At 39.4% G+C, this 24,918-nt stretch carries 20 protein-coding genes; 8 read left to right on the top strand and 12 right to left on the bottom strand.

Annotation, left to right across the window (positions count from 1 at the left end; genetic code table 11):
• Positions 1-60: 60 nt before the first annotated feature.
• Entirely contained in the window at positions 61-861 is an 801-nt protein-coding gene (locus tag R2Q94_RS08855; RefSeq protein ID WP_316821102.1) for an AraC family transcriptional regulator, read from the bottom strand.
• Positions 862-960: 99 nt separating this feature from the next.
• On the opposite strand from R2Q94_RS08855, the gene wrbA reads away from it, so the two are divergent.
• Complete coding sequence (gene wrbA / locus R2Q94_RS08850) at positions 961-2,202, top strand: NAD(P)H:quinone oxidoreductase (protein ID WP_316821101.1); 1,242 nt, start codon at positions 961-963, stop codon at positions 2,200-2,202.
• On the opposite strand, the gene R2Q94_RS08845 is transcribed toward wrbA, so the two are convergent.
• The 6 genes from R2Q94_RS08845 to R2Q94_RS08820 all read right to left on the bottom strand — a co-directional run bounded on the left by R2Q94_RS08845 (position 2,183) and on the right by R2Q94_RS08820 (position 10,646).
• A complete protein-coding gene (locus R2Q94_RS08845; protein WP_316821100.1) occupies positions 2,183-2,650 on the bottom strand; it encodes a DinB family protein in 468 nt (155 codons plus the stop codon). The genes wrbA and R2Q94_RS08845 overlap by 20 nt on opposite strands.
• A gap of 75 nt (positions 2,651-2,725) precedes the next feature.
• Positions 2,726-3,652, bottom strand: a complete 927-nt coding sequence (locus tag R2Q94_RS08840; RefSeq protein WP_316821099.1) for a YeiH family protein — start codon at positions 3,650-3,652, stop codon at positions 2,726-2,728.
• Positions 3,653-3,730: 78 nt separating this feature from the next.
• The gene (locus tag R2Q94_RS08835; protein WP_316821098.1) at positions 3,731-4,627 is read right to left on the bottom strand and encodes a LysR family transcriptional regulator; all 897 of its coding nucleotides are present in this window, start codon (positions 4,625-4,627) and stop codon (positions 3,731-3,733) included.
• A gap of 144 nt (positions 4,628-4,771) precedes the next feature.
• On the bottom strand, positions 4,772-7,138 hold the full coding sequence (locus R2Q94_RS08830; protein ID WP_316821097.1) for a PDZ domain-containing protein: 2,367 nt from the start codon (positions 7,136-7,138) through the stop codon (positions 4,772-4,774).
• 366 nt (positions 7,139-7,504) lie between these two features.
• Positions 7,505-8,158: a hypothetical protein gene (locus R2Q94_RS08825; RefSeq protein WP_316821096.1), complete on the bottom strand. Its 654-nt coding sequence runs from the start codon at positions 8,156-8,158 to the stop codon at positions 7,505-7,507.
• Positions 8,159-8,180: 22 nt separating this feature from the next.
• Positions 8,181-10,646, bottom strand: a complete 2,466-nt coding sequence (locus tag R2Q94_RS08820) for an outer membrane beta-barrel protein (protein ID WP_316821095.1) — start codon at positions 10,644-10,646, stop codon at positions 8,181-8,183.
• Positions 10,647-10,780: 134 nt separating this feature from the next.
• On the opposite strand from R2Q94_RS08820, the gene R2Q94_RS08815 reads away from it, so the two are divergent.
• From R2Q94_RS08815 to R2Q94_RS08805, 3 genes are all read left to right on the top strand, one after another.
• Positions 10,781-11,872, top strand: coding sequence for a metallophosphoesterase (locus tag R2Q94_RS08815; protein ID WP_316821094.1), 1,092 nt, complete (start codon positions 10,781-10,783; stop codon positions 11,870-11,872).
• Positions 11,873-11,920: 48 nt separating this feature from the next.
• Entirely contained in the window at positions 11,921-12,097 is a 177-nt protein-coding gene (locus tag R2Q94_RS08810) for a hypothetical protein (protein WP_316821093.1), read from the top strand.
• An 89-nt stretch (positions 12,098-12,186) separates the two neighbouring features.
• Complete coding sequence (locus tag R2Q94_RS08805) at positions 12,187-12,846, top strand: HAD family phosphatase (RefSeq protein ID WP_316821092.1); 660 nt, start codon at positions 12,187-12,189, stop codon at positions 12,844-12,846.
• 67 nt (positions 12,847-12,913) lie between these two features.
• Here R2Q94_RS08805 and R2Q94_RS08800 read toward each other — a convergent pair whose 3' ends face one another.
• From R2Q94_RS08800 to R2Q94_RS08785, 4 genes are all read right to left on the bottom strand, one after another.
• Complete coding sequence (locus R2Q94_RS08800) at positions 12,914-13,414, bottom strand: hypothetical protein (protein WP_316821091.1); 501 nt, start codon at positions 13,412-13,414, stop codon at positions 12,914-12,916.
• A complete protein-coding gene (locus tag R2Q94_RS08795) occupies positions 13,407-13,880 on the bottom strand; it encodes a hypothetical protein (protein WP_316821090.1) in 474 nt (157 codons plus the stop codon). Before R2Q94_RS08795 ends, R2Q94_RS08800 begins: the two co-directional genes overlap by 8 nt.
• Positions 13,881-13,930: 50 nt before the next feature.
• Entirely contained in the window at positions 13,931-15,160 is a 1,230-nt protein-coding gene (locus R2Q94_RS08790) for an MFS transporter (protein WP_316821089.1), read from the bottom strand.
• A 183-nt stretch (positions 15,161-15,343) separates the two neighbouring features.
• The gene (locus tag R2Q94_RS08785) at positions 15,344-17,266 is read right to left on the bottom strand and encodes a HAMP domain-containing sensor histidine kinase (RefSeq protein ID WP_316821088.1); all 1,923 of its coding nucleotides are present in this window, start codon (positions 17,264-17,266) and stop codon (positions 15,344-15,346) included.
• A gap of 140 nt (positions 17,267-17,406) precedes the next feature.
• Here R2Q94_RS08785 and R2Q94_RS08780 point away from each other — a divergent pair, with 140 nt between their 5' ends.
• A complete protein-coding gene (locus R2Q94_RS08780) occupies positions 17,407-18,615 on the top strand; it encodes a PQQ-binding-like beta-propeller repeat protein (protein WP_316821087.1) in 1,209 nt (402 codons plus the stop codon).
• Here R2Q94_RS08780 and R2Q94_RS08775 read toward each other — a convergent pair whose 3' ends face one another.
• Positions 18,616-19,059 carry an SRPBCC domain-containing protein gene (locus tag R2Q94_RS08775; protein WP_316821086.1) on the bottom strand — a complete coding sequence of 148 codons (444 nt, stop codon included), beginning with the start codon at positions 19,057-19,059 and terminating at the stop codon, positions 18,616-18,618.
• A 224-nt stretch (positions 19,060-19,283) separates the two neighbouring features.
• Here R2Q94_RS08775 and R2Q94_RS08770 point away from each other — a divergent pair, with 224 nt between their 5' ends.
• From R2Q94_RS08770 to R2Q94_RS08760, 3 genes are all read left to right on the top strand, one after another.
• Positions 19,284-19,865 (top strand): RNA polymerase sigma-70 factor, encoded by a 582-nt coding sequence (locus R2Q94_RS08770; RefSeq protein WP_316821085.1) that lies wholly within the window; start codon positions 19,284-19,286, stop codon positions 19,863-19,865.
• Positions 19,866-19,936: 71 nt separating this feature from the next.
• Positions 19,937-21,133 (top strand): FecR family protein, encoded by a 1,197-nt coding sequence (locus R2Q94_RS08765; protein ID WP_316821084.1) that lies wholly within the window; start codon positions 19,937-19,939, stop codon positions 21,131-21,133.
• 345 nt (positions 21,134-21,478) lie between these two features.
• On the top strand, positions 21,479-24,913 hold the full coding sequence (locus tag R2Q94_RS08760) for a SusC/RagA family TonB-linked outer membrane protein (protein ID WP_316821083.1): 3,435 nt from the start codon (positions 21,479-21,481) through the stop codon (positions 24,911-24,913).
• Positions 24,914-24,918: the final 5 nt, after the last annotated feature.

Here is a 24,918-nt window from a genome sequence, read left to right as displayed (position 1 = left end):
CACAGTTAATTCTGCTGAGCCTTATTTTTTTAGAAGTTTGATCAGAAAATACCCTGGAAATTAAGGTAATATCATTTCCTGTGGGCGGAGCCCTAAAACCTGTTGAAAGGTATTGCTAAAAGTAGAGACACTATCGTATCCAACTTTCATGGATACACTTTTCACATTTTCTCCTGAACTGGATAGCAGTTCTACAGCCTTAATCATTTTATACAGCTTAACATAGCCTGCAACAGTGATCCCGATATCCTGTTTAAACAATCTCTCCATCGTCCTTGCAGAAAGGTTGAATTTTGCTGCCACCTCGGGAATTTTGAATTTATTTCCAAAAACCCCTCCATTGTCGACACCCTCTGTTAAATAATCCACCATTTTTGCAATCCTTGGATCTCTGGGTACAGGAAGTACCAATGGCAACGCTTCATTGAATGTGAGCGGTAGAATACCAATCAGCACCTTAATAAAATCCTGTTCCAGTGCTTCCTCTTCCTGCAGTCTCGACCATTGTTCCGTAAACAAAATCATTTCCCTCAGCACTTTGGAGGTATGGAAGATATTCAGCGATTTAAAGAAAGGATGATCGGGGGGATTACGCATAAAAATACAACGCAGGTATACCTGATTGATCGGACTTGAAGTTCGATGCTGCAAACTTGGAGGGATCCATGCACAATGCTGACTAGGTAATAAATAGGTTCTTTCCGCAGTATGGAGATATTGCAGTCCCCTTTCTACGAAAATCAACTGTCCCATCTGATGAGCATGCCATTCATCAGAAAACTTCCAATCAGCTTCATGCCAGACATAGGCCTCTTTTTCCACCGAATCAACGGTTAAATGACAAAATCTTGATTTCTCCATTTGTCGTAAAATAACATCTTATTGGCAAATATAAACAATTAAAGACAATGCACTTTAACGACCTTTGTCCTCTTGTTATATCATTAAATCAATTATTCAATGAATTTTATGAATTCAATGCGCGTAAAAACAGTTTTTATCCTATGGCTATGCCTGTTCAGCGGTATAGTCCTAAAAGCCCAGCAAAAGATGAATACCAAAGCTTCTTCTCTAAAAATCCTGGTTCTATTCAATACAGAAAGTGCCGGAACCTATAAAATGGCAAAAGCCATTGCCAATGGCATAGAAAAACTTCCAGGCACAACTGCTATATTAAAGCAGGTACCAAGAATTAAAGCACTTCCAAATGAGGGCAAACAAGAATTTGGCAATATTCCTTATGCCAATATCACAGAATTACCCGATTACGACGGCATCGCTTTTGGATCAGCTGTTCATTTTGGGAACATGTCTGCAGATATGCGGTATTTTCTGGATCAGTCGGTAGGCATCTGGACAGCGCATAAATTAGAAGGAAAGCCTGCAACAGTGTTCATGTCGGCAGGAAGTGGTGCTGGACGTGAAGCCGCCATTTTATCCTTTTGGAGTACATTAGCAGTCCATGGTATGACGATTATACCTACCGGAATCATGGGGACATCAGATATAGATAAAACCATTCCACAAGGAAACACCGTTTTCGGTGCGAGTTCATTGGCAGGAGCCAATACGGTTGCCCGACCTTCTGAAGGAGAATTACATATTGCGACTCTTCAGGGTTATGCTCTTGCAAAAGCAGCCAAAGGTTACCAATCCACAAAGGACATCACAACAACACTTCCTACTACTGCTTTAGAAAACAGCGCAGCACAGATTTCAGGAAGCCCAAACATTCTGAAAACGAGTAAAATTGAAACTCGTCTGAAATCATTAAATATCAGTCTGCCTGATGCGCCTGCACCTGTGGGGAACTACAAACCATTCCGTATTTCAGGCAAACAGGTCTTCATTAACCAGATTGCCTTAAATGCAGGAAAAGTAGATCATCCGGGAATGGTAGGAACTGAAGTTACTGAGGAGCAAGCAAAACTAGCAACCCGACAAACTTTATTAAACGTACTTGCGGTTTTAAAACAGGCTGCAGGAGGAGATCTGGATAAAGTAAAACAAGCGGTACAACTGACTGGTTTTTTCTATACATCGGCGGGTTACACTAAACATGCTGTTTTAATGAATGAGGCTTCTAACCTCCTGGTAGAAATTTTAGGAGAGAATGGGATGCACACCAGAGCAACTGTTGGTGCTTCTTCTCTCCCAATGAATTCATCGGTGGAGATCCAGGCTATTTTTGAACTGGAATAACAGGCTGGGTCAGCAATCTCCTATGGTAATTGATCTGACCTGTATGATAGGCCAAATGCGCCAATAAATGACACAACATGAAATCGTTCGTTTGGCCTTCATACACCTCTTTGACCTGAATAGGATAAGCTGCATCCAAATCTTCAACTTGCTCAATACTGCTCTTTACATCTGCTTTCAAAGCATATAATTCTTCCAGCAATGCTTCGTAGCTGAATCTTTGGGCCGTAAATTCCGCTTCGCGATCACGCTCGTAAGAAAAACCACCCATTGGTGCACAAACAAAGGTTCTTAAATTTCCAATCAGATGTTGGGCCAAATGGCCTGCCGTATTGCTAATCCCAGTGGCATTTAACCAGATATCCTCTGGTTTGGAATAGGATGCGATTTCTGTGATTAATTTTTGAAGATCTCTGTCGTAAAGATAGATATAGTCTTGTTTTTTCATGATGTTCTAGGTTTACCCTCAAAAATCGCTAAAATAGATGAGCTTAGCTCATTTATTTTAAAATGAAGGAAAGATTTAACCTAGTGACAGAATCGCCCATAATGAAGCGCCAGAAATGGCCACCCATAAAATCAGTCCTTGTAAAAAAGGCTTAAAGCCAACTACACGAACCACCTTAAATGACAAGCCAGTACCGATCAGAAATAAGGTAAGCGTCAATCCAGCTTTGGCAATGGAGACAATAAAAGTCGACCATGCATTTACAAAAGGCAGGTAAGTATTGGCCAGCATAGCCAGTACAAACAAGCCGATAAAATAGGGCATTTGCACCTTGGATTTCTCAGTTTTAAATAGAAATGATGCGCCAAATGCCAGTGGAATAATCCATAAAGCACGTGCAAGTTTTACTGTTGTAGCAATCTGTAATGCTTCCTCTCCATATTTGCTGGCTGCACCAACAACTGAACTGGTATCATGAATTGCAATCGCACACCACATTCCAAACTGACTTTGTGTCAAACCCAGGGCATGTCCGAGCATAGGGAATAAAAACAAGGCAATAGCGTTTAGGACAAACACAATCCCCAGTGAAACAGATATTTCCTTTTCTTCAGCCTTCATTACAGGGGATAATGCTGCAATGGCACTACCTCCACAAATGGCTGTTCCTGCAGAAATCAAATAAGAGGTTTTACGCTCAATCTTGAATAGCTTACCCAGCACATAACCCAGGATCAATACTCCTGAGATAGAGGCCACAGTAAATAAGAACCCTTCAGCTCCCGCTTTCATCGCAGCGAATACATTCATTCCAAAGCCCAGACCAACAACAGAAACTTTCAGTAAAAAATTAGTGGCTTTATGATTCATCTCCTGATAAGGATGCTTGATGAACTGCGCCAGTATCAAACCTAATAATAAGGCCAGGGGTGGCGACATAAAAGGTAATAAACATACCAATGCCGCAGTTAAAAAAATGATTTTTCGTATTCGCTCTGTCATCACCATAATTGATCTCCTTTATGGTACAAAATTCAGAAGAATGGTGCTACAGGTCAAATTGAAAAACCTGATCTGATATTACTTTAAGTTATACACAAACTGAACATGACGCATAAAAACCTCTGACAAACCATCCAGTTTACCTTGCAGGTGGATAAAATAGAAGTAACGTTCTATACTCAATCCCGTCACATCAATGACACTCAGACTGCCATTTTGAAGTTCGTTAGTTAAAGCATGAATGGAGATAAAAGCCAGACAATCGGAATTCATCAAATAGGATTTCATACTTTCTGTGCTCCCAAGCTGAATCTCCATTTTTAAATCTGACATTTTTAGTCCTACTGATTTCAGGGCATGGCTAATCACCTCTCTGGTACCTGAACCTTGCTCCCGCAATACAAAAGTATAGGCTTTCAGCGTTTCCGGCTTCAGCTGGTCTTTTTTTGCAAGGAGGTGGTCTTTGCCACAAACCAGCACAATTTCGTCTTTTATAAATTCCGTATAGCTAATTTCCTGATTTTTGGATTTTCCTTCTACAATTCCCAGATCAATTTCTTTATCTATTAATGCCTTTTCAATCTGTTCTGTATTCCCATTGATGAGATTCAGGCGGATATCCGGAAATTTCTTTCTAAAACCGGCAAGTAATGGAGCAGCGATATAATGTGCGATAGTAGTACTTGCACCTAGATTTAACAAGCCTTCCTTTTTATCTACCAGCGCATTCATTTCAAAATCAATGTTCCTGTAAATAGCAAACAAATCTTCTGCATGCCGCAATAGCAATTCACCTGCAGGGGTGAGTTCAATCCGATTCCCTTTCCTGACAAATAACTTATTATTATACTGTTGCTCTAATTCATGGATGTGTTTTGTAACTGCCGGTTGGGTAATAAACAAACTTTCCGCCGCCTTCGTAAAGCTGAGACGCTTAGCTACTGTATAAAATACTTCTAATCGAAAATCTGACATCGGAGTTCGGGTTTTAATGATTGGTAATTTCCAAACTTAAAGAAAGCCATTCAAGAATTCTTAAAACAGAATCATATTGTTACCTCAACTGTTGTAAACAAACGTAAAACACGCTTGTTTACAACAGTAATCTGATCTTTTCAATCACTTCAGTGGAATTTCTACTTTCTTCGCCGCTTGATTTCTAAATATCGTTAGGGGGACTTTTTGTAGCAGTTGAAAATCCGATTGAACCTTTGCCAGATCCATCAGATTTTTAATCGGCTGACCATTACACATCAACAATACGTCATTAGCTTGCAAAATGCCATGCAGAAGACTTTTCTCTGGAACTTCCAACACCAGCACGCCTGTTTCTGTATCCATTCCAGTAGCGGAACGCTCTCCAAGTGTATTTAGATTTTTCAGCTTTGCGCCAAGAAAATCATGATACTGGATGCCTTCAGTCTTTTTTTCTGAAAGGATTACAGGTAATTTAACCGGACGAACCAAAGCTTTTAAATGAGCACTGCGCACTCCAAATTGGCTGGTAGAAAAATTCTTAAATCCTAATTTAAATGCTGGGGAACCAGGTTTCAACCTATAATCTCCTTTTTCGGCATCCATAAACTGAGGACTTATAAACAAAGAGTGCTGATCTGTGCCCGCTGCCTGTGCTTGCAATAAGGCCTCCTGATCCGGAAAAAGATTGTAATCTACTTCCTTCCCCCAATCCAGCACCCGAATCGGGTAATAATGACGCATAACCACATTACGCCTAAAAATATCTCCACTGTTTTTAAACCAAACATGTGGATGAAAAGAGTTATTGAGGATCACATTATTTTCTACCGTCCTGAAAAAACCTTCCCTCAGTTTTAATCCCCCATTCAGACAAACATTATTATAAATATGGTAGTTACCGGAACCATCATCCAGATCAATATCCCAGCCATGATCACAACGGAAGCGGTTGTCGTGGATCACAATAGGTTTAATTACATCTGCAGTAATTAGCTGAGGATTATTTTCAGCAATTTCTTCCATTAATTTACTATCAGGATGCCAGAAACGATCTCTTCCCCAGGAATTGAAAGCCCCATGATCACCCGATTCCAGTACCGTATCGTATACATCATTATAGGCAATCACATGCCCGCCCCAGGTACCTTCACTAATATTAATACCTGCTCTTGGCACATCATAAATCGTATTATGGCTAACCTTGATGTCCATCGACATAGAAATTTCTACACCCGCAACCTGTTTTTCAACGCGCCCCAGGCCATGCATTAAGGTATTCTCTACGGTACAGTTTGCAGGATAGTTGTTTGTTTTAGGTCCGGCTTTAAGGTCCATATCTTTCAATGGAACAAATTGAGCATATTCAAAACTTGGAGAACGTACTGCATTCGGGTCGCCAACAAAACAAACACCACTGGCACCAGCATTGAGAATATGACAGCCAGTCACCACATTATTCCTATTGTAATTACTCATAAAAACAGCATTACCACCAGGGGCATTAAAGAAACACCGGCTAATTACGCAATTTTCCGCAGCTTCCATGACTACTGCTCCTCCACGGTAAATTGTCCAGTCGCTTCTCAACAAAGGCTCTTTGGTTTCCATAAATGTCCTCAAGGTATGAGTCAACTCCATTCCTTCAATCCTTATATGCCTGACCGGTTGTGCAGCTGTCCCCCGAAATTCAAAAAGCGATTTCAACTGCGGTACGACTACTGATCTAATGCCTGGCGTTTCTGTCTGCTCCGGGTATAAATACAATACTTTATCCCTTTTATCATAATACCACTCCGCAACAGTATCCAGTTCCTCGAAAATATTTTCTACAAAACGGTATTTATCATGCATCCCCATTTGTCTGTTATTCTGAAAACCACCGTTTAAGGCTATGTTTCCTTGTTCATCCTTTCCGGTGATCTCATAATGATAGCCGCCCCATTCATGTTTATGTAGTGCATGGACAAAACCACCTTCCGGCTGCTTCCAGCTTTTCACCCTGTCCGGACTAATCGCATCGGCAGCGGCACCATTAAAAAATCTCGATGAGGGGTTGTAATTTGGGTACCTGGCCATCCGTTGTAGTTTGCCATTCACAAATACCTGATCAAAGATTAGCTCTTCATTTACTTTTGCTTTTTTTAGACCATTGGGAAGTGACTCCCATTTTAGTTGAATGGCTCTCCCTCCACTGATGATCACCTTTTCATCAGAATAAGCCTTATACACTACCGCTGTTTTTTCGGATCTGCTATCCGCAGTTGTAAATTTAACAGGTTTATCGAGGTAATAGGTTCCCGCGCGGACGTATACGGTAACAGCCTCATTGATATTTCGAATCAGGAATTGTGCCCTTTGAAAACTGGCAAGTGGTTTTTCTTTTGTTCCAGGATTTCTGTCATTTCCTTTTACAGAAATGTACAGCTCTTTTGCATAGCTAGCGCTGCTCATGCATACAAAAAGCAGACAACAACGCAAAGCGATCTTCAGGTATTTAAAATCTTTCATGTGTTTGGTTTATTTGGTATTTCAGTTGTGGTTCCTAACTGCCACTAATAATACAAATTTTAAAACAGAAACAGGAAAGGCCGCGAGTTGAGCAAAAAAAAAGCTGAAGGATTGCCTTCAGCTTTTCATTTAATATGTATTGGGAGCGTTTCTGTTTAAGGGATAATACTAAAATTACTTAAAAACCTCCAGATCGCTCTCGTTCAATCCATTCATTACACTCCTAAAACCCAGTAATAGCTAAAAAAAATATCTATATTATTAATGAAATATTGTATATAGATGCATCTGAGCGTTATAAAAGCTATCCCAGCTTCGGCAACGCTCCTAAGCTGGAAATTTAGCCATTAGCATCCTAAATCATCCTTACTTGTAAAATAAGTCCCAATTGCCCTGATAATGTTCTTCAAAGTTTTCTTTGTTATCAAAAACCACAGGTAATCGATCCAGGCTGAAATAATTGAACTCGTCATAAGGTTTCAACAACTTTAGATATTCTGCTTTGATCTCAGCCTGAAGGCCATTTTCCTTACTATTGAGCATCTGCTCTTTCGTTAAAAAGAAGAATGTTGTGTAAGCTCCAAATCGGGCTACCTCCCAAAGGTGTTGATCTAAAAACCGGGATTTAAAACCATTGATTACTTCCTGAGGAATTTTTTCATTGCAGGCTGCTTGCTCAGCAGGTTCAAAATCTTGAAAAATCACCCAAATATCTGAGTTATCTGAAGTTCCATGAGACTCATTATAAAAAGATTTGAACTTATCGGCAATCGCCTTTCTTTTCTCCTCATCATAACCAGCGCCATTATGAAATTCAGATGCCTGCCCCTGAAGTTCAAAAATCAGACTGAGTTTAGGTCGGTTATTCGGATCAATTTTATCATAAATAACATTTATTGGACGCCGTCCAAACTCTTCATAAATCCAGTCTGCAAATTTAGAAAAAGAGCTATCCAATTCTTTTTCTCCCTTTTTAATCAATTTTGTCGAATGATAATCCCTTTCAGAAGTATACATCATCTGCCATCATTTTTTAAAGGCCTTAACGGCCTGATTTTACCCGCCTTCCCTCTGTTTCGGAACTACTTGAGCGCTGACGGGCCCCCTTAACATCTTTACTTCCGAAACGATAGGTACAAGTTAGGCGAAATACCTGACTTTCCCATCTTTCATGTACCACATAATTTTGAGAAGGCAACGCACTGGTAATCTTAGCCTTCTGCAACTTAAACACATCATTCGCAGAAAATTTAAGGTTCAACTTATTGTCCAAAAAGGACTTACTTGCGCCTAAATCTATTCCATATTGTGCCGCAATTAACAAAGTACCATACACTTGTTTAGACTGATAATAACCGGACCATTCAATTTTTGTACTTGGATTTAGGCTCAGCGTTTGTTGGGTATTCAGGTTATAAGCGAGTCGGCCACTTTTATAAGGCATCCCCAACAAGTTTGGCGTCTGAAAATTATTATAGTAAGTGGTTACATTATTGTTGGTACTCCACCATGAAGTAATGGCTACAGGATAACTCAGGTTCAAATTATAAGAATCCTGTTTTGCAAGGTTTTGAATCGAAATAAAAATGGTTTTTCTAGCCGTATCTGTCAGCAATACATCAGTCATCACATCACTTGTATGACTATAGCCTAAGGTTACATTTAAGCTCTTTTTGTAGGAGTAGGAGAGTTCAAAAGCATTGGTAAACTGTGGTTTTAAGAAAGGATTTCCCTGTCTGTAGGAATATAAATCCAGATAACTGATAAAGGGATTTAAATTACCATAATCCGGTCGATCAATCCTCCTGCTATAAGAAGCGCCTAACTCATGATCTTTTGACAATTCCTGATTGATAAAAACGCTTGGGAACAAATTGATGTAATCTCTTTTGACTATTTTATTTTCCGTGATGGAATTCCCTTTTGAATTGGTTTGTTCAGCCCTCAATCCCAATTGCAGGGTTGTATTTTTGAATTTGGTTTTGAAGTTGGCATAAGCGGCATTGATATTTTCATCATAAACAAATCGATTACTCCTGTTCACATCATTTTGCCATTGCTGCTGCACAAAATTCTCAAAAATGAAGTTATTGTCTGTGCTTACAAAACTCGTTTTCATTCCAAGATCCAATTTCATCTCTTTACGAATCGGATAGCTGTAATCTAATTTTGCACCCCATATTTTCACCGTAGAAGGAGCGGCATTCCTGAAAATAAAATCAGGTTTCAGGGGCTGCCCTGCAGCATTTTTAAACATGTTATTGAAAATATTATCTTCATTTCCGTTATAACGGGAATAATCCGCATCAAAACTGATCTCCTGACCCAGGCTATCTAATGTGCCACGATAGTTTAGGTTGTAAGTAATTCCAGTATATTTCGAGCTCCCGGTATTTGGGGCCACTACTGAAGAATCCGTTTTACCCGGCTGATCACCAATTAACGTCAATACATCTGAGCTAGATTTTCTGGTGCTCCGATAGCCATTTACAAAGAACCCAATGGTATGCTGATCATTCAGAAAATAATCCAGTCCGGCTTTGAAATTTCCATTCTTCCTTCTACGCACTGAGTGACTGGTCTGATCAAAGTAAGTTTTGTCAATAGCGGTATTATTTACCCTGACTATATCTGTTTCTCCAAAATTCTTGTTCAATCCAAAGTCTGCATTTCCAAAAATATTGAACTTCTTTTCCCTATGATTCAGGTTCAATGAGGTATTGGCCTTGTAATAAGTCCCATAACCAGCACCTGCAGACAAAGAGCCATTGGTACCAAAATTTCGATTTTTCTTTAATTTAATATTGATAATTCCTGAATTTCCGGCGGCATCATATTTTGCGGAAGGATTGGTGATCAATTCGATGGACTGAATAGCAGTCCCCTCTGTTGCGCGAAGTAAATTTGCCAATTGCTCTGCTGAAAGATAAGTTGGTTTGCCATCCAGCATCACCGTAACTCCTTGCTTTCCTCTCAGCGCAATTTTACCATCTTTATCGACCGTTACTCCGGGAGCTTTCTGCAAAATTTCCAATGCCGTATTTCCTGTAGCCAGAATACTATTCTCAATATTAAGTACTGTTTTATCAATCTGTCTTTCGATCAGGGGCTTTTGTTTTACAATCTCCACCCCTTTCAGCTGTTTTGCATCAACGACCAGCTGAACCTGGCCTACTGTATGTAAACGTTGATTTTCCGTAATTTGAAAGGGCCCTTTTAGCATCTTTTGATAACCCACTACATAAATAGCGACCAGATATTTACCCGGCTGAATGCTTTTAAATTCATATGCTCCATTATCTCCTGTTAAAGTCCCCCTCACCGAACTCGAGTCTTTAGCATTCAATAAACTGATGCTGGCATAAGGAAATGCTTTCTGTGTCTCGTCAAGGACTTTCCCTGAGATCTCTCCCGAGATGCTACCTGCATTTTGTGCCTCCACTTCATTAAAAATAAATAACAAAGTACTGAGTAACAAGGGAAAGAAATAGTATATTTTCGTTTTCATATAGACATAGTTGTTCCACCTACGCTTTTATGCATATCATCAGGTAAGTGAATGGTTTTGGTGATCTTGTTTTCTGAATATAAGATGTCCTTAAGTAGCAGAAGGTTACATGAAATTGAAAAAATTTTACAAACATGCGGGTATTTTTACAAAAGCTATTATCAGAACGGGTGATCAAACTGGCGAACAAGTATACTTCTCGACCGGACCAAAAACACGTTCATAAGGCCTTAACTGCATTATATACCCACATTAGTAAAGCACAAGGCAGGCAGGGTTTACTCCTGGATTTCCATGCTTCCTCCAGATTAATTATTTTTTCAGATCAGCATAAAGGGAATAGAAATTCAGGGGATGATTTCGCTTTATCAGAAAAAAACTACCTGGCTGCATTGCAATATTATAACGACGAGGAATTTCTCTTTTGCAGTTTGGGAGACAGTGAAGAGTTCTGGAAATACCCGGTATTAAGTGTTCTCAAGCACAACAAGGCAACCTTTGCACTCGAAGCAAAATTTCTTAAAAGAAATGCTTTCTTTAAAATTTTCGGCAATCATGATTTGTACTGGGATAATGATCCCCTTGCCGCCTATCAGTTAGAAAGGGTATATGGTGAAAAACTAAAAGTTTATGAAGGGATCATTTTACGTATACCGGTTGAAAACAAAACCCTATCTGTATTTCTCACCCACGGGCATCAGGGTGACCTCCAGAGTGATGGGAATTGGTTTAGTAAATGGTTTGTCTCTAATGTATGGGCTCCATTTCAGGCTTACCTCCGGATCAATCCAAACACCCCTGCGTTCGACAACCAGTTGAAATCTACACATAACGAGATGATGTACAACTGGACTGCCTTACAGACTGGAATGGCCTTAATCACCGGACACACCCATCAGCCTGTATTCAACTCGCTCACCCACCTGGAAAGAACCTATATTCGCTTAGAGGAGGCCAGAAAAAATGGAAATACGGAAGTCATTCAAAAACTCGAAGCAGAATTGATTGCCGGAAAAATCAGTGGGGATACCTCCCCTAGATTGGCCTATTCAAAGAATACCTATTTCAATACCGGATGTTGTTGCTTTAACGATGGTGACATTACGGGCATAGAAATAGAAAATGGGACAATCAGGTTAATCAAATGGAAATTCATTCCGGAAAGTGGCGCCAAACGAATTGTATTAGAAGAAAGTCCACTGACAAGCTTACTAGATTCAAACTAAATCAGCGCACACTTGTTTTAAAGGTAATCAACATAGAAAGGAATCATCATGAACAAAGAACAACATCCCAAAAACAATGCTTCAAGCCAGGGAAATCCGACCTCAGATCGTGCCCATCACAGTGTTAAAAACGACAAGAAAAAAATTGGTATTACCAATGGCGGCGGACAAAGATCCGATCAGACCTCCAACAAAGACAATACAAGAAAAAGGACAAACAAATAAAACTACATTTTACTGGCTTGCAAAAATGACGAAATTACAAACACCATCCTGAAGCTTTTAACTTTGCGATTAGTGATTAACTTTACCGGATGAATAAAGAAATTGCAGTCATCTTTGACATGGATGGCGTCATCTGCCATACCAACCCCTACCATTCGCTTGCCTTTCGAGATTTCTTTGCCCTTAGAAACATGGCGCCCAGCGAAGCTGAATTTGCCCAGCACATGTTTGGAAAAAGCAATAGCTATATATTCAGCCATTTTTTCAAAAGACCGGTGAGTGGTGCTGAATTGCTCGAGCTTGAAGAAGAAAAAGAAGGATTGTTCCGCAAAATTTACAAGGACCATATTGAACCAATCGCAGGTATCGTTGAATTCATCAGTGATTTAGCACATCATGGCGTAAAGCTCGGTGTAGCCACCTCTGCACCTTATGCCAACCTTGATCTGATATTAAGTCAGGTAGATATCCGGAATAAACTCGGCTCTATTATGGCGAGTGAAGATGTAAAAAAACACAAACCAGATCCTGAAGTTTACCTGAGATCGGCGAAGAATTTAGGGGTATCTCCAGAGCAATGTCTGGTATTTGAGGATTCTCATTCAGGAATTTCTGCAGCTTTAAATGCAGGAATGCGTGTGGTTGGAGTGCTGACTTCTCACACTATTGAAGAACTACCGAAATGTGATTTGTATATCAATGACTATCAGGAACTATCTTATGAAAAGGTACTCCGCTTATTCCAATAAAATTGAACTACGTTTTTAGGAATGGTATCGGGATTTTATTGTAAGAACAGCAAAATCCCGATCAATCTTATTGTCGCATGCTACGCAGCTCCATTCTCAACTGTTGAATTTCTTCTTGTGTATGTTTGTTTTCCAGGTAATAATAAATGGCAAAGGCTAAAAATATCTTCCCCAAAACAAAAACTGCAGCAAATACCCATCTCCATATTTTGTGAATGCGTATATGACCGGATTCTCCTTCTACCTCAATAAATTGCTCAGACCTACCTGATCTTGAATTAGGACGAGCCCTTTCGATAGGTTCATCACCAATAAGGTACTCCATTTTTGGACTTTTCACCAGCTCATTCAAGCTCGCTTCTATCTTGTTCCAGGTATTTGGAGGCGGTGTCATCGCCATATGTTCTGCAATACGCTCTAAGTCCGCTTCCAGTACAGCCAAGGCTTCTTCTACCTGAGGATGCTTGGATTTAAGCTCCATTAATTCCTCTGTTTCAGCTTTTGAGGCCGAGCCCAATACATAAGCTTCTAATATTCCACTTTCCAGGTATTCGTTTATTTTAACCATTGCTTTTCATAATTAGGAAAGCCTCTTTTAAAGTCTTTCTGGTTAAATCTTCTGTTGTGTTAAGTGCAATAGAAAGTGCAGAAATGGTTTTCCCATGGTGATAAATCTCACAAAAAACCCTCCTTTGACTTTCATTTAAACGATCAAGTCTGGGATTTACAGCGGCTACCAAATCAAGCCCCTTTCGATGATAAATCTGCTCGTCGCCATTAACCGCATAAAACTGTTGCAATTTTGTTTTTGCAAATTTCAACAACTGACACCAGTTATTGAAGCCTTCTTCTCCTGAATTCTCATATTGCAAAGAGAGGGCAGAAAATATTTTCACTAAATAGTCTTCGGCTAATTTTCGGTCTTTTACCACTTCAAAAATATAACCTAATAACATTCCCGCATACCTGTCGTAAAGACGCTTTATGCTTTGGGATTGGTGATCTATGATCACCCGAGAGCTAGATTCGGACATGATTACATCTAAATTAACCAAAGTTTAGCAAAAACAAAATTAAAAACACGCTATGAGGCTACGCTTTCAGCTTGCTTCTTATTCATTTTAAATATAAAAAACATAATCAAAATAGACAACAGTATTAAGATCAAATAGCTGTAACTCAGATTCTTTTCATCCTGAGCAGGTACAACATTCACAATACCATAACTTAAAAAAGAAACAATTACATAAGTGATCCCTCCGGTGAGTCCACCTGCAATACCCGCATTTTTAGGAAATTTACTCAAACAGAAAGTGAAATAATTATTAAAAGTGTAACCAGCGCCTACATGAATTATAAATGCAAAGAAAATCAGTGAATATAGATTTGCGATGTAATTAAGGCTAAAAATCATGACTGCCACAAATGCGAGCTGCAAAGCGACATTCCATACCAATCGGCTAAAGAAGGGTTTATTAATTGTGGCTTTACCAATAAAACCACCTACCATCCAGGCAAAACCCAAAACCAATGAGCTATATCCCGCAATAACAGGAGAAAAATGAAGGTGATGTTCAATGATAAAAGGGCCAGTCATATTGTAAACCATGACCATACAATAAGCCAGGCCAAGCATGACAATCCCCAGTGTAAAGCTAGCCGTTTGGATCATTTGCAAATAGATATTCACAATTTTCCTGAAATTAAACTCGGTAGCATGTACCAGGGTTTCACCACTATAGAGGAGTTCAAGTACCGCAAAAATCAGCGCAAAACCTGCAAGGAAATAAAAGTTGGATTCCCAGCCACAAACGGCCTGTAGGTAACCACCCACAAAAGGAGCAACAATAGGTCCTGTAGACCAGATGATGGAAAATAGACTGAGGTAATGTTTAAGTTGATCACCTTTAAAAACATCTACAAAATAGGCTCTTTTAGCGACTACAATTGCACCTACGGTTAGTCCGTGAATGACACGCATCACATAAATGAGATAAATATTGTGCGTAAGTGCGATCACCAGACTTGCAGCAGCGAAAATTAAAAGTGAAACCAGACAAACTTTGTACCTGCCAAAACTGTCCAGCACACTGCCAATAAATAGTTGAGAAACACCGTAGCTGATCAGGAAAATACTTAAGGTAAGTTGTACCTGAATGCTGGAAACATTCATTTCTCCAGCCATAGTTGGCAATGAAGGAATATAAATATCGGTTGCAAAACCCGATAAAGGCAATAGGGCAAAGGCAAGCCATGTCGCAATTTGCTGATGGTTTTCTTTGATCGTTTTTGTTTTAGATAGACTTGTAATCATAGATTCGGCAAAATTAACATTTTACCGGCAGGCAGAATTATGAGAATCAAATATGCTATTACACAAATCAATTAATCAAATTCAAAAACCAGCTTAAAAGTCAAACAAACCCAGTAAACCAACAAAATACAAAGATCGGACTAAAACAAAAATTACACAATTCAAACAAAGGAAGTATTAAGATTAAACTTCCTGCTTTTTCAGACTAAGGTAAAATGAAGTTCCTTTCCCTAAAGTACTTCTTGCTTCGATTCTCGCCTTCATAATGGTGGCCATCTCATAAGAAATACTCAAAGCAAGACCGGCACCCTGGATCTGGTTCTCTTCTCCATCAGTAGTAGCTAAAGTAAAAAGATGGTCTATTTTTTCCTGGCTCATTCCTACCCCCTGATCGGTTATACTTACTACAATTTCCCCATCATTCGAGTCCAGAGCAATAGTAATCAGCCCACCTACTGGTGAAAACTTCGTGGCATTGTTCAACATATTCCTCAGAATAAAGAGTAACATCTGCTTGTGTGCATAAACACTAATGTGCTGTGGAACGTTCATTTCCAGTCGGATGAGTTTTTTCTCCTGTCCCATTTGGAAGAAAGTATTGGCCTCCTCAATGACAGTTTTAAGCATTAATTTCTCCGGATGATATTCAAAACCATTTTTCTTGGATTTTATCCATTCCAACAGTCCATCCATAAAGGACAAACTTTTCTGCGCCGTTCCATTGAGTTCTTTCATAATTTCCAGTTTCTCCTGCTCCCCTAACAAGTCGACCTCTTCATTGAAAATACTGGACAGCATAACTACCGTACTAAAAGGCTGTCGTACATCATGTGCAATCACAGAAATTAGCATGGTATTAAAATGATTGGTTTTTTGCAACTCAGCATTCTGAAGCAATGTCAATTCGTGTAATTTTCTTTCAGCTTCAGCATGTGCTCTTTTTTCTCTTAATGATCGGTACACAAAAAACAGCAATGCTACACTAAGTGCGCATAAGCAACCCAATAATGTAATCATTCGAAATCTGGAATCTGCTTTACTTTTTAACTCCAGGTTCTCATTTTCACGAAGCGCAAAATTCAAATAGTTGAAACCAGATTGATCAGCAGCCTTGGCAATCATGTCTCTTTTTGCCAGCAAAAGTGAGACATAGTAATAAGCCTTTTCAGGCTGCTTATGGAGTTTATAATACCGGTATAACTTTTCTGCGAAAGTCCTGTAATATTCTGCGTAACCGAATTCCTCTGAGGCCTCCAATCCATTGGTCAGGTAATTAATTCCCAACTGATCCTTTCCCTGATCCAACATCATATCACTCAGCGCGACATAAGTCCAGACTTTCACACTCTCATAACCCATTAAATCCGCCTGCTTTAAGGCATTCAACAAGGTATCTAAGCCAGCCTTTTTTTGTCCTTCCTCATAAAGACTGACACCGGCAGTTGCAGCATAAAAGATCCTCATGCGATGGTCTTTATATTTTTTTGCAATCGCATAGCCCTCCCCGAACAAGTCTTTAAATCGTTCCTTACTTAAGGTTGTATCAATATTCAAATATTTACTGATGAGGATAGAGCGGATGGAATCCTTATTCAAAGACTTACTATTTTCATAAGCTTCCTCAATATATTGTTGCGCATTCCCGCCTGATTTATTTACTGAAATCAAGCTCGCTACGTTCATCTGAACCTGGCAAATCCCTTGTTGATCTTCTATTTTCTTATAAATCTGCAGCGCATTATTAAAATACTTTGCAGATAAATAATTGTTAATGGCCACATAATAAATCCCCTGACAATTGAATGCGTCTGCAACTCCTTTGTCATACTGATGCCTAAGGGCAATTCCTTCTGCTTTTTGAGCATAATAGAGACAGGAATCCCGGTACTGAAGGTGGGAAAGCATACCAATCCTATTCAGCACATCCACATAGGCCAGACTATCTTTAATATGTGGAAGACTTGATTCCAATTTTTTGACTTCAGCAATTTGAGCAAAGCCATCTTTAGTACTGAACAGCAGTCCCAGCAATACCACAAAAAGCATCAATCCTTTTCGTCTAATGAATACAAAATCACCAAACATCCTAAGCTTCTCTGTAGTCACTTGTCATCACCATATTAATTTGATTAAAATTAAGCAATAATTTTACAGCTAAGATATTTTTATATATTTATAACTAGGTTCAATTTCATGGTCATTTCGCACTCTAAATAGGAGTATTTCCATAAAAAACAAATTTCTCTATGAAAACAACGCAATCAACACTCAGAATATCAGTTTACTTACTACTATTTCTACCTTTTTTTCTTTTTAGCCTTAAAAGCAAGTCGCAACCCAGAGTATTATGGAAAATAAATACAGGAGCTTCAGTTTATGGAACAGCAGCCATCCATAACAACCTGATTTATTTCGGAAGTAGCAATCATAATTTCTATGCGTTAAACAAAATTTCAGGAAAGATTCAGTGGCAATATAAAACCAGTGGAGCTATAGCATCAGACCCTTTGGTTCATCAGGATCAGGTGATCTTTTCCAGTACAGATGGAAAAGTATATGCTTTGGACCATCAGAATGGCAAATTGAAATGGACCTTCAGTACCAATGGTGAACAGCAATATGATGCATGGGATTACTACCTATCCTCCCCTGTGATAGAGGATAACATCGTTTACATAGGTAGTGGAGACAGTAGTGTATATGCGATCGATTTTAATACTGGAAAAAAACTATGGTCCTATAAGACCGGAGGAATTGTACACGCCAGTCCGGTGATTAAAGATAAAAAAGTCCTGATAGGGAGTTATGATGGCTACTTCTATGCCCTGGACAGTAAGACTGGCAAGCTCGTCTGGAAATTCAAAACTGTTGGTGACCTACATTTCCCAAAAGGAGAAATTCAGAAAGCGGCAACTACAAACGAGAACAGTGTTTTTTTCGGAAGTCGGGATTATAACCTTTACGCACTCAACTTTAAGACTGGCACTGGAAATTGGAATAGGAAAGAAGCTGGAAGCTGGATTGTTGCCAGCCCGCTCCTCTACCAGGACCAAGTTTTTGTAGGCACTTCCGACACTCATCAGTTTCACAGTTTAGGTAAGACTTATGGAGATGTCAAATGGACCTTACCACTCAATATGAGGGTTTATGGGGCGGCGGTAATGCTGGACAAAGAATTGGTTTTTGGATGTTTTAATGGTCGTATGTATTTTGTAGATCCGGCAAGCGGAAAAGTAAACGCAAGCTTCCAGACAGAAGAAAGTAAGAAAAACTACGCCCAACTTTTCGATGAAAATGACAAAATCAGAAAAGACATTGATCCGGATGGAAGTAAATATCTGGAAGTGGAAAAAAGAATTCTTGCTTTAGGAGCGATCCTCTCTACTCCTGTCGTAGAGAAAGATCTTGTTTATTTTGGCGACTCCAACGGTTTCTTCTATGCCTTAAAAAGATAATTAACTTTTACTTTCTGCCAGCTCTTTTACTTTCTTTAAAGCCAGGGGCCAGGTTTTCAGCATATAATCTTCAAAGTCCTCCGTAATATCAGCGCTTATGCTCCATTCTGTTTGCCCATCAACCTCGGTCAATGTATAATTTTCCAATGCACCAGCCCAGGCTTTTATTTCCTCACTTTCCAGATCTTCTTTGCCATCGATCAAATAACCAAGATGTCTTATAGATAGAAATTTATAAGGAATATTTTCTGCAATTTCTGAAACCATTCCGTTCCCTTTACCATCCCCAAAGATGGCTTTGCTCCCTTTTTTCCAATCTGTGGTTACGTTGGAACCTTCAGCAAATCCAGCTGTCCATATCGGATAAGTATCCACACCAAGCAATACCTCCCAGACTTTTTCAGGGGAAGCATTGATCATCGTTTTAAATTCCATTGTTTTCATAAGTTTGATATTTAAGTTCTAAAGCTAATTTACCACTTAATATTAGCGGATCAGATATTTTCTTTTATGTAAAGATAAGGTTAAGCTCTTTTTCTGAAGCACTGCAACTGCGACAAATCCTGGGGCTATTCCCGCCAAAAGCAGATTCTTCTTCAAGCGTTTAAAAAAAACAAGCTACCTTTTTGAGCAGCCCATATTTAATCGTAATTTTAGGGCGGGGTAATATGATGATTTCTTTAACTGAACATTCTGAGGAGGAACTTGCTGGTTTATTAAAAAAAAATAGTGAAGCTGCGTTTAGCGAGATCTACCGTCGCTATTGGGATAAACTTTACGTAGTATCCAGAAAACGTCTGGACGATGCCACAGAAGCTGAAGAAATCGTACAGGATGTTTTTTGCAATTTATGGCGTAAAAGAGCAAATTTTGAACTTCGTAAAGGTTTTAACAACTATTTCTCTGTTGCCGTAAAGTTTGAAGTCATCAACCGCTTACAAAAACGAACGCGAACCCAATCCTTTGAAAAAAACTGGAGCCAGGAGCTTACAGAAATAGACCTCAGTACCCAGGATCAATTGAGTTTTAATGAACTCAAACAATTACTGGAACTTACCATTAAAAGTTTACCAGAGAAATGCCAATTGGTTTTTCGTTTAAAACATGATGATGGTTACAGCCAAAAACAAATTTCAGAGCATTTGGAAATTTCTGAAAAAACGGTAGAGGCTCACCTTTCAAAAGCAAGAAAAACGATAAAAGACAAGTTAGGCGATTTCGGTATCCTGCTATTTCTCATCAATTTATAAAATATTTTCTTTTTGACTAAGGGATTACTGCTTTAGCCTTGGCTATCTATAAAAGCAGCGGTTCATATTGGATGGAAAATAAAGAATACCTACAGCAACTAGCAGAAAAATGGAAGCAAGGGACCATCAGTCCTGAGGAACAAATTGAATTCAACCAATGGTATGATTCATTTGACGATTCCATGCTGGAAGACACCGGGGCCAGGGAAAGTGTTACTGCATTAAAAGAGCGGATCTACACCCGTATTCTGGAAACAGAAAACATTGATCCTCAAGACACTTCCTTAGCACAAGAGCATCAGACCATCCCGTTGAAACCTTCAGCCAAACCTGTTTCATTTTGGATCAGTGTGGCAGCTGCTGCCGCAATTTTTGTGGCAATAGGTACTGCCTTAATTTTTGCACCACCTTTAAAAAATAAATCCAACGCTACATTTACGAAAAATATCGGTAAGGACCTTAAACCAGGTGGCTTAAAAGCGACATTGACCCTGGCGGATGGTCGTACAGTATCACTGGACGAAATAAAAGCGGGCACATTACCTGAACAATCGGGCATTAGCATCAAAAAATCAAAGGAAGGTGTTCTTGTATATCAGGTACAGGATAGAAAGCAAAGTACAGTTCATCCATCCGGATTCCATACCGTATCTACCCCTATTGGCGGAACTTATCAGATTGAACTCCCGGACGGAACTAAAGTCTGGTTAAATGCAGCCAGCTCGATTCGTTTTCCGGCATCTTTTGAAGGTCTGAAAGAACGAAAAGTAGATTTAAACGGGGAGGCTTATTTTGAAGTCGCAAAAAATAAAGACAAACCATTCAGGGTAGCTGGTCAACAGCAGGAAATAGAAGTACTGGGTACACATTTCAATATCAATGCCTATCCAAATGAACAGATCATAAAAACCACTTTACTGGAAGGTTCAGTATTGATGCGTTATGGTAAGGGGCCAGCGGCAAAATTGAAACCTGGTCAGCAGGGCACCTTTAATCAAGGTAAATGGGACATTAAGGCCGTAAATGCGGAAGAAGTAATTGCCTGGCAAAAGGGCAATTTCGTATTCAACGAACAAAGTCTGAGTAGCATTCTTAGGGAATTAGAACGCTGGTATGGAGTAAAAGTCGACTACAGTCAGGTGCCAGACCGAAACTTCAGCGGCGTCATCTCAAAAGATGTATACCTTTCCAAAGTATTAAAAATGTTGTCATTAACTGGAAATATTCAACTTAGTCTGGAGGGTTCCAGCATCAAAATATCTAAATAATCCACCACCAACAAACTATAACAGCCATTGAACAAACTACATCACAAATCTTAAAAAACATTATAAGTACATTAAGTACCAGGATATAAACCTCGGGGGGGGCTTATCAAAATCAACAGGATGTTGAAACAATTTTTTGTGCAGCAACACAAAAAAGAAGCCGGTAGTGCAGCAACACTACCGGCATTATAAGGAAGTTTCTTCATCAATTTTAGTATCAGTTAACAAAACCAACAACCTTAACCTAACAAATTTATGAATTTCAACCTTCAAAGCAAGGGGATTTATCACCGAATTGCGGGCTTAAATTTATCCGGCTTTTTAAAATCCAAACCAATTTTAATTATGAAATTAGTTGCAGTCCTGCTCACTGTACTGTGTTTACAGGTGAGTGCGGAAGGTTTTTCCCAAAGGATTACCATTAACAGAAGTAATGCTTCCTTAAAAAGTGTCCTTCAGGAAATTAGAAAACAGAGTGGGTATGAACTTTTATACAGCTCCGATTTATTACAAAAAGCAGCGCCAGTAGACCTGCATATCCGCAATTTAAAACTGGAAGATGCCTTAAATCAAAGCTTAAAAGGGCAAAATTTTGGCTATGAAATTATTGAGAAAACCATTTTAATCAAGCCATTAACTCCAGCTTCAAAAAACATCAATCCAGTGGTCAGGGTGCTGAAAGTAGTGAGGGGACGCGTCATAGCGGAAGATCAACAGCCATTGCCAGGAGTAATTATTGCCGAAAAAGGTGGTAACAACAAAACGGCGACCAATTCAGAAGGTGAATTTGAACTTAAAAATGTAGCTGATGATGCGGTATTAACCGCTTCATACATTGGTTATGAGACGGAAGAAGTATCCACAAAAGGCATCACTAAAGCCTTAACCATTCAATTGAAACCCAGCAATACCAAACTTCAGGAAGTAGCGATTACCGTTTCTACAGGTTATCAGAACTTGCCTAAGGAAAGAGCTACAGGTTCATTCAGCTTCGTGGATAAGAAGAAATTAGCGATCACCAACCTGGCCTCAACAAATTTTGCAAAAGGACTTGAGGGCATTGTTCCGGGACTATTGATCGGACCGAAAGGAGAAATGCAATTACGGGGAGCTTCTTCCTTAAAATCAAGCACCAGAGATGTCCTGATTGTAGTGGATGGTTTCCCTGTAGAGAGCGGAAACTTTACCATTAACCCGAATGATATTGAGAATATAACGGTATTAAAAGATGCAGCAGCAGCCTCTATCTGGGGTGTAAGGGCATCAAATGGGGTAATTGTCATCACTACAAAAAGCGGAATGGCAACTGACGGTAAGGCCATCTTTGACCTGACCACCAGTCTAAGTATAGACCAGGCTCCGGATTTTGGTAGCCAAAAAATCGCAAGTACCTCAGATTATATTGATTTTGAAGTGGAAACCATCAAAAAAGGATGGGTTAATTTTGCGACGGCCGATAATACCCCCTATTCTAAAGTCGGCGAATTGTTCTACAAAAAATACAAAGGGCTATTCAATGATGCACAAGTAGAAGATGGCCTCAACAATCTGAAAAAATTAAATGCCCTGGATCAGCAGGACCTCATTTATCGTAAAGCAGTACAACGTCAGATCAATCTTTCTGTTCGTGGAGGTACCGAAAAACACAAATTTGCGATTTCTTCTTTTTACACCAAACAGCTGAGCTCCTATGTGGGCAACAAAAATGACCAGTTCATTTTAAACTTTAAAAATAGCTTACAGGTCCTGCCAAAACTTACGCTTTCCCTGGGTGTTAACGCCACCTATGCAGATAACAGCGGCAGCACTGCAGGTTACGATTTCGCTACAGGTCGCCCTTACCTACCACTTTTGGATGAGAACGGCGCTTATATTTCTCATGGTTCCAGAGTTTCGGATCATTTGAAACAAGGATATTACGATAAAGGATACCTGAATTGGGATACTAATCCATTACAAAATATTCAAAACACCAAAACCAATAAAAACACATTTGCTTCCAGAATCAATGTTGGTGCGGATTATAAGGTGGTAAAAGGTGTAAATATCAGCTCTCAATTCCAAACAGACTTAAGGTTTATCAATACCGACAATCTTCAGAATTTAAATACTTATTATGTAAGAAATCTGGCCAATACCTGGAGAGTTTATGATGATGTAAAGAAAGCTTATGTAAACAGATTCCCTATTGGCCCGGTATACGACAAATACAAAGACCGTCAGAACAGTTGGACATTCCGAAATATGGTTAATGTTAATCAGCAGATCGGAACAGACCATTCCATTACCGGAATTGCAGGGATGGAGTTGAGAAAAATTGAAAACAAAAGCAATACAGAGAGGTATTACAACTACAATTCTCAGTCATTAACCGTTGATAATTTCGATGCTGCAGCACTTGGTAATTATACATTAACCTCATTGGGTGGCTATGATACTTATGTATGGAACCCGGCATTTGCGGTAAACGACAATCGATTCTTTTCTTTATTTGCAAATGCTGCTTATACCTATAAAAACAAATACACCCTTTCAGGAAGCATCCGTACCGACCAAAGCAACCTTTTTGGAACAGATCCAAAATACCGCTACCGTCCATTATGGAGCGTTGGGGCAAGTTGGAATGCTACAAATGAAGCATTCTTCGCTCCGGTCAGCTTTTTAAGCAAATTGATCTTAAGAACAACTTACGGAATCAATGGAAACATTGGAAATTCCAGTCCATATCCAATTGCCCTGGCAGGAAAAAACTCGAGTTCTCAGGAAAACCAACTCATTTTCAGCAATCCTGAAAACCAGGCCTTGCGCCCGGAGAAAACGGCTACCACCAATATTGGTATTGATTTCGGCTTGTTCAATAATAGAATTACCGGAACTTTAGATCTTTACAGAAAGAAAAGCTTTGACCTATTGGGCAACAGCATACTGGACCCCACAACCGGATTTGAGAAAGCAGAAAAAAATACTGCAACCATGACCAATCGTGGAATTGAATTAAACCTGAACGCAAGAATTTTACAGGGTGATATCCAACTGAGTGCAGACTTCACTTTTGGCTACAACAAGAATAAAGTAACAGATGTATTGGCTCCAAACACTACTGCTGTGGTTTATACCGCGGGAACTAGTCCAATCAATGGATTGCCATTAAGTTATTTATACAGCTATAAATGGGCAGGTCTTTCTGATAAAGGAGAGCCACAAATCTATGACGCCAAAGGAAACATTCAAAGCTGGTCGGCTTCACGCTTAACAGATGTAAATGCCTTGAAATATGTAGGTACGATGGATCCACCTGTATATGGCGGAATGATGATCAATCTTGCTTACAAGAACTTTACACTGACCCCACAATTTACTTATAAATTTGGTCATGTAATGCGCATCAATACCACCCGTACTGATCTTAATGCAGGATTAACCAACGACATTTCCGGAAGATGGCAGAAGCCTGGTGATGAATTGCATACCAACATTCCTCGTATTTACAACACTTCATCTACGGATGCCAGATGGAACGATTATTATAGAAAAGCAGATGTTTGGGATGATGATGCCTCTTTGATCCGTCTAAGGTCACTAAGTTTGTCTTACCAGCTGCCAAAACAATACCTTGGAAAGGTATTTACCGCAGCAAGCATCACTGGCCAGGCCAACAACCTATGGCTATGGACAGCAAACAAGCAAAATCTGGATCCTGATTACATGAATCTTAGCACAGGCAGCATTGGCTTCCCGGCGGTAAAAAGCTATGTGATCTCATTAAACCTTAATTTTTAATCCTA

Source organism: Pedobacter gandavensis (genome assembly GCF_032678465.1).
Lineage (GTDB): Bacteria > Bacteroidota > Bacteroidia > Sphingobacteriales > Sphingobacteriaceae > Pedobacter > Pedobacter gandavensis_B.
The sequence above is the reverse complement of the archived record's forward strand: the minus strand, read 5'-3'. Positions and strand labels throughout refer to the sequence as shown.